Here is a 6,879-nt window from a genome sequence, read left to right as displayed (position 1 = left end):
GCACCGCCAAGCTCTTCTTTATTCGCACAAGGTGCGTTAGTTCAGTTGGTTAGAATGCCTGCCTGTCACGCAGGAGGTCACGAGTTCGAGTCTCGTACGCACCGCGGAAGTGTATCAAGGATTACTTGATACACTTTTTTTATGTGCTTATCATTCGTTGATGGTGGCTTTCTTTACGCTTTACTGGTAAGTAATGAAGGGATGGATGATGTTATTTCATAGGCTCTGATGGGTGAAGTGACGGCGGAAAATGTGGAAAATAAAACTGCGATATAGTTTGAATGAAAAGAAAAACTCCTGAAAATTCCAATGGAACTTTCAGGAGTTTTTTGTGTGATATTACGATAGTTTATCGAATAGGAGTGATGATAAACTCAAATGTTTTCTCACCGTAACGTATTCTGTACTTCTCTAAAGGAAGATGACTCCAGCTGTTTGTACCGCCCAAACCTGAGTGTTCGCCGTCGATAAATAAGTTGGTGAACTTTGAACGACGCAGATCGTTGAAGTGACGCTGGTCTTTTGCCTTGCCATCGTCAAGCTCATTTTGGTCGAAGTGGATAGCCGACGCATAGAAAGGAGTGCCCGTAGCTGACGTTATTCTAATGCCCGTACCGTCCTTGAAGCCTTGTTCCCACCAGCGAATGTCGCTCTTCGTACCCGTTTCCTGTGGACGAATATAAGGATAGAACTGCTGGTCGGCATTCTGAGTGTATATACCCAATCGCATACAGTCCTTGCGGTCGGCGTAGTTTTCTATGGGACCACGGCCGTAGTATCGGCTTTGGTCCATGTCATAAGGCAATTGCAGGCTCACTCCAAAGCGCAACATATTGGGCTGAGAGGCAGAAGCATGGGGCAGCAAGTGCTGTTTTACCTTGAGTGAACCGTCGCTATAGAGCGTGTACTCCATGTTAAGTGTAGTGTTGAGGCTGTCTAATTCGTAGGAAACTACAACCGTAGAATTGTATTTGGAATTATTTTTTACGCTGATGTTGGTAAGGTTCAGCTTCGGGTTACGCCAAACACCAAACTTATTCTGCACCTGAGCGCCCATGTCATTATCGGTAACCGCACGCCAGAAGTTGGGCTTGATAGCAGCATTGTTTGGAATAACACTCTTGCCGTTGGCTTTGTATTCGGTGATGAAACCGGTTTGGCGATCAATCTTTAGATTGACATTCTTGAACAAAACCTCCACATAATCATTCTTCTTCTTTTGATTTACCTTTACTTTCTCACCGGTTTCAGGCATATCCATGCCCTTAGAGGCAGTAGAACCCAATGGTAACTGCTGGTAAGCGATGGTCTGACCGGCAGCCATCAAAGGCTCGGCGGCCTTGAGCTTGAAGTCAACATTCAGCATAAGCTCACCAAGAATATTGGTCTTGAGTGGCAATGTAAATTCCTTAGTTTGCTGGGGCAGGAGGCCAAGGTCGGCGATTTCGCCTTGTTGTACCACCTTACCATCGGCTAGAAGCGCCCATTCCATCTTTACGTTACTTAAATCACGGAAGAAGAATTCGTTGTGAACGCGAATCTTGCCATCCATCAAATCATTGGCCGGAGAGGTCCAAATATCCTGATACTGATAGGCCACCTCATAGGCATGTGGGTTGAGTTGTCTGTCGGGACCAATGATTCCATTGCAGTTGAAGTTGTTATCAGAAGGATCATACTTATTGAAATCGCCGCCATAAACGTAGTGATGCTTCGCCTCCGTGCGATTCATATAGTTGTGTTGTGCGTCTTCTGCCAAGCGCTCGTAGTCAGCCAACGTGCGTTCGGCCACAAAGTCAGACTTCCTATGCAAGGCCTGATCGACGAAATCCCAATCAAATCCACCCTGATAGTTAGGATATTTGCGAATCAGTTCCCAATATTCCTTCAGGTTTCCACCGGAGTTACCCATCGTGTGATTGTATTCGCACTGTATGAAGGGGCGTGGATTATTGCTCTTCGCAAAGGCCTCACTCTCTGCCACGGTAATATACATGGGGCAATAAATATCGCTGTTGGGGCCGGTTGCGCCGGTTTGCTCAAACTGAACGGGACGACTTGGATCCTCCTTCTTCACCCATTTGTAGGCCGCGGTGAAGTTAGGACCATCTACTGTTTCATTGCCAAGGCTCCAAGTGATGATAGAGGGGTGGTTGAAAAGTGTGCCCACATTGTGCTGGTTGCGCTCAAGAATCTGCGGACCAAACTGTGGTTTCTTTGCTTCCGACGTGTTGGCATAGCCTAATCCGTGGCTTTCCTGATTGGCTTCAGCCACAACATACAAGCCATACTCATCGCATAGGTCGTACCACATGGGCGCGGAGGGGTAGTGGCAGGTGCGAACGGCGTTGATATTGAGCCGCTTCATGATTTTAATATCTTGAATCATGCGCTCCCGTGTGACCACATAGCCACCGTCGGGGTCCATTTCATGGCGGTTAGCCCCCTTGAGAAGGATGGGCTGACCATTGACAAGAAGCTGGCTGTTCTTGATTTCTATCTTGCGGAAACCTACTTTTTGCGGCACTACCGCTACCACTTTACCGTTTCGTTTCAGCGTAGTGACCAGCGTATATAAGTAAGGTGTCTCGGCCGTCCACGGCTTCACGTCGAGATTGGTAAAGATAGTACCCTCGTTAGGTGCCTTGGTTGGCAGCTTAACAGTTTCTGCTGCGACAGTATTGAGCTGTTTATCGAGCAGTTCGTATTCTACGATACCCTCCCCGTAGATATGTGCCGAGATGTTCAAAGAGCCCTTCTTATATTGGTTATCTAAGTCGGGGGTGATACATAAGTCGGATATGTGGCTCTGTTTGTTGCGTGTGTACAAGTAGCTTGACCTGCCCACGCCGCTTAACCGCCAAAAGTCTTGATCCTCACAGTAGGTTCCATCCGACCATCTGAATACTTGGAAAGCGATGAGGTTTCGCCCTTTACGGAGGTAAGGAGTAATGTCGAACTCGGCAGCTATCTTACTATCCTCGGCGTAACCTACGAAATGACCGTTTACCCATAGATAAATATTAGACGTAACAGAGCCGAAGTGAGCGATAACCTGCTTGCCATTGAAGTTCTCGGGCAGGTTTATCCAGCGCCGATAAGAGCCTACATGGTTGTTCTCCGTAGGCACTTCGGGGGGATTGTTCTTGAAATGACCAAGCCAAGCGTAGCCTACGTTCACGTAAACGGGGTCGCCATAGCCATTGATTTCCCATATTCCGGGGCAATTAAAAGGCTTCCATTGCGAGTCGTCGTAAGTGGTTTTGAAGAAGTCGGTAGGCCTTTGGTCAGCGTTTTTCACCCAATTAAAAAGCCATGTTCCGTCGAGTGACATGTAGTTCGCCGAACTTTCCATGCGTCCTTGCAGGGCTTTGTCGCGCGACTCATAGCTGAAAAAGTTGGTGTGAATGGGGAAGCGATTCACTTCATTGACAGCTAAGTCATGCCATTCCGTGAAAGTCTGCGCATTGGCGGGCAAGGCGATAGCCAGTGCCAACGTCGCGAGGAGATTCGTTTTTGTCATGTTGTTGAGTTAGGTTATTTAATTTTTATTTAGATATTCGCTTGAGTTTCTAAAATGAAACTTATTTACTCGTACAAATATACGATATATTTACAGAAGTAGAAAATGTTTTATGAAGATTTTATAGCTAACTTCTTATGAATCGCAGCGTTAAGAGTGGGTGGTTCATTGGGCCGTGAAGCAGGTTTTTGTTTGGCCTAATGGGGCGTCGTGAGCTGGCCTATGGTGGTTAGTAGGTGGTTTTAAGGCTTATTTTTTGTTTGGAAACCATCACGTCATCAGTGGTTGCAGGCTGTAGCTCTATACGAGAAGCGTATTTATTGTATAAGGCTTTGAAGTACGGACGGGGCTTTCTTTCATAGCTTTCTTTCAGCTTGATAATGTTTTGTTGCTTGTCTGTGTTTTCATGTTTCCCTGCCATCAATGCTTCCAAAACCTTGTAGCTCCATGGCTTCGGATAAGCCAATAAGGCTTCGATAAGCTCTTCTGTAGCGGGGAAATATTCCTCTCCATTTGTTAATCTTTGGCACATGTTTCTTACAAACCACTCAAATGACGGGTCGGGCCACAAGGTAACGGCTGTCAAACAGTTGATGGAAGCGTCGAAATCATCTGCTTTGTAGGCCTTCAACGCAGCCTGAATAAGGGGTAAATCGGCCGTTTTCTTGTATTTGGCAATGGCTGCTACGGGGGCATAATTGCCTTGAAGCATGGCTTTTCTTAAGATAGGATAGTAGTAAGGTTGAGGTTGAAGGCTGCTAAGGGTATAGGGTTGCTGCAGCAGGTCGGCTTGTTGATGGGAGAAAAACAGCAGGCTATCTATCTCGTTTTGGGCCTTGGGCGGCAGAGGATAGCTGTCGTGGTCATAAGAATTGATAGATTGTAGTGTTTCGGCAAAGCTGTTGCAGTATCTTGTACAGCCTGATTGACACCATAAAACATAAGTGTCGGCCATACTGTCGTGGAACATTGCCACAGCCCGGGCTGCCGATTTACGGCGCAATTGTCGGTAAGCGCAGGCCCTGACGATATAGGAGCTGTCGTTTCGGCACAGCCATTCCAAGGTGTTGGCGTCGCAGCTACGGCCTAACAAGTCGGAGTAACCGTACTGTGGCGTTTCCGTTCCGGCCTCTCCAACGTATTGCGACGGATAGAAAGTATTGTCTTTCCTGATTTCCTTGAGCGCTATTTGGGCGCTGTCCGAGAGTATCGGCTTTTGTTTCATAGCCCTTGAGTGGCAGCCTGCTATCAGCAAAAGAGCAAGTCCGCCAAGTAGTGATTGAAAAATATTTCTCCTTTTCATGCCATCAAAAATACAAATAAAATAAGAGAAAGTTCTCCTTTCAGAAGAATATTTTTGTATATGAAGACAAAGAGGATCAGGGGAAGTTCTGTAGTTGAAAATGGCTTGGTTTAAGGAGTGTTTTCTATGGTTGGTGATTTTACAAGTAGCTTATTATCAGCTTGTTATTTGTTTTGGCACGAGTATTTCTTGTACTAATAAGGTGTTCTTCGTATATTTTGAGGATTTAAAAGAGGCTCTTTAAGGCGGTCAAAGCTATGCTTTGATAAGGTCATAAGGCAGCTTTGACCGCCTTAAAGGGGGCATTTGGCAATGCAGCTAATCGCTGCGGACGGAATTAAAGCAGAGAAGAATGAAAACCAACAGCCGATGGGTATGCCGTGAAACGCCGGGGAGGATGGATTTCTTAGCCTTCATTATTTTCGACATCTTGGCCGATTTTATCTGAGGAAGGCGTAGGCTTTGGCCGCCGTGGGTACAAATCAGGTTACCGGTAGCCGTTGGTTGGCAATATGGTTTCTACCTTTTATTTTAGTTTATCGTACTCTTCATCGCTCACGGTTTCTAACCATTCATTAGGCACAGCTCCCGGTTGAGAGCTTTCTACAGCCACGTGGGTTACCACATGTTGGAACCAACAGTCTTTCTGTGCACCGTGCCAATGTTTTACTCCTTCGGGAATATCAATCACGTCGCCGGCTTGTAAGGCAATCGCCGGCTTGCCCCATTCTTGGTACCAGCCCTTGCCCGATACGCAGATAAGGATTTGGCGGGTGCCATGGTGAATGTGCCAATTGTTTCGGCAGCCCGGCTCAAAGGTAACATTGGATAAAGGTAGTATGGTTTTCTCCTTGCTATTCATGTTCTTGGGCGTGATTGTGGCTAAATAGCTGTTGCCTATAAAGTACTTGGCATAGGCGTTGTTGGGATTTCCCTTGGGCCATATCCCGGCATTTGCTTCGGTCGCATTATCATATTGCGATAGCCCTTTAGTGCTGAGATAGGCCATGAGTTCATCTACTTGTTCTTGCGTATTGCCCATGTTCACAGCACCAACCTTGTGGGCAGTTAGCTGTGGGGCAACTCCTTTAAGAGACGCTAAGGCCGCTACGGTTACAAGCTCTCGGTCGGCAGATGTGAGCTGGTTACTTGCGAAGATGTCACCAAAGAGGTGGGCCTTTAGGTAATAATCGTTTTGAGGGCAGAAGTTATAGTTGAATGGTTTGCCACCACCAAGCTTGGTTTGGTTCTCAGTTCCTAATTTGAGAGCGGCCTTTGCGTCGTTCCATTCCTCGGGACGTTGCCACGCTTTGCCCTCATTATCCTTCACTCCTTTTTGCTTGCGACTTTCTAATACCTTATTTAATACTCCCAATGCGTTGAGTGAACGGGGGAATCCCGTATAGGCATACAGTTGGGAAAAGGCCTCTTTTATTTCGTTGATTGTTACTTGGGCATTTAATGCCTCATTGATAGCGGGGGCTAAACGTACCATGTCTCCTTGTGCTTCAAGGCTTGCCAATGTAGCAAGGTGTAACTGACGAGGCGACAACGATTGTGCTCCTATAGTTTCAGTTGTCATAAGCAGTATCAAAAATAATATCTTCTTTATCATTTATTTCTTTTTAAATATATCCTTCATGGTATCCGGGTCGAGTGGACGCATGGCCGGTAGCTTGAGAGATTTCACCATGTGGAGCGTTCCTTCCTTGTATTTAAGGAAATGGTTTGTCTTCAAATGTGATTGATATGCTGCCGGTGAGCGGTATATTTCTATGATACGTATCTGCGTAGAGTCGTCTTTCATTTGCATGGGAAAGATGCAAACGACTCCGGGTTCTTCCTTTACCGATATGCTACCGACCTTGGAAGCGGTTGCAAGATAATCATTTAAATACTCCGGATAAACCTCTATTTCGGCAATACGTACTATCATACTGTCTGAAGTAGAGCACTGGGCGGGTGAAGTAAAAGCTGTCATGGCTGTGAGGAGGGTGAGAAATAATTTCTTCATTGTATGGTTTTATTTAAATAGTTTTAGCGCATTAACACT

At 46.1% G+C, this 6,879-nt stretch carries 4 protein-coding genes and 1 tRNA gene; 1 reads left to right on the top strand and 4 read right to left on the bottom strand.

Annotated elements, in window-relative coordinates; all coding sequences use genetic code 11:
* Positions 1-30: 30 nt before the first annotated feature.
* A tRNA-Asp gene (locus VIR50_RS03360) sits at positions 31-104 on the top strand.
* A 245-nt stretch (positions 105-349) separates the two neighbouring features.
* Here VIR50_RS03360 and VIR50_RS03355 read toward each other — a convergent pair.
* The 4 genes from VIR50_RS03355 to VIR50_RS03340 form a co-directional block, all read right to left on the bottom strand.
* Complete coding sequence (locus VIR50_RS03355) at positions 350-3,523, bottom strand: glycoside hydrolase family 2 TIM barrel-domain containing protein (protein WP_331933728.1); 3,174 nt, start codon at positions 3,521-3,523, stop codon at positions 350-352.
* A gap of 229 nt (positions 3,524-3,752) precedes the next feature.
* A complete protein-coding gene (locus tag VIR50_RS03350) occupies positions 3,753-4,748 on the bottom strand; it encodes a hypothetical protein (RefSeq protein ID WP_331933727.1) in 996 nt (331 codons plus the stop codon).
* Between the two features lie 604 nt (positions 4,749-5,352).
* Positions 5,353-6,408: a carboxymuconolactone decarboxylase family protein gene (locus tag VIR50_RS03345; RefSeq protein ID WP_331933726.1), complete on the bottom strand. Its 1,056-nt coding sequence runs from the start codon at positions 6,406-6,408 to the stop codon at positions 5,353-5,355.
* A gap of 33 nt (positions 6,409-6,441) precedes the next feature.
* Positions 6,442-6,840, bottom strand: a complete 399-nt coding sequence (locus VIR50_RS03340) for a putative quinol monooxygenase (protein ID WP_331933725.1) — start codon at positions 6,838-6,840, stop codon at positions 6,442-6,444.
* Positions 6,841-6,879 lie beyond the last annotated feature (39 nt).

The sequence above is a fragment of the Prevotella sp. genome (genome assembly GCF_036570325.1).
GTDB lineage: Bacteria > Bacteroidota > Bacteroidia > Bacteroidales > Bacteroidaceae > Prevotella.
The sequence above is the reverse complement of the archived record's forward strand: the minus strand, read 5'-3'. Positions and strand labels throughout refer to the sequence as shown.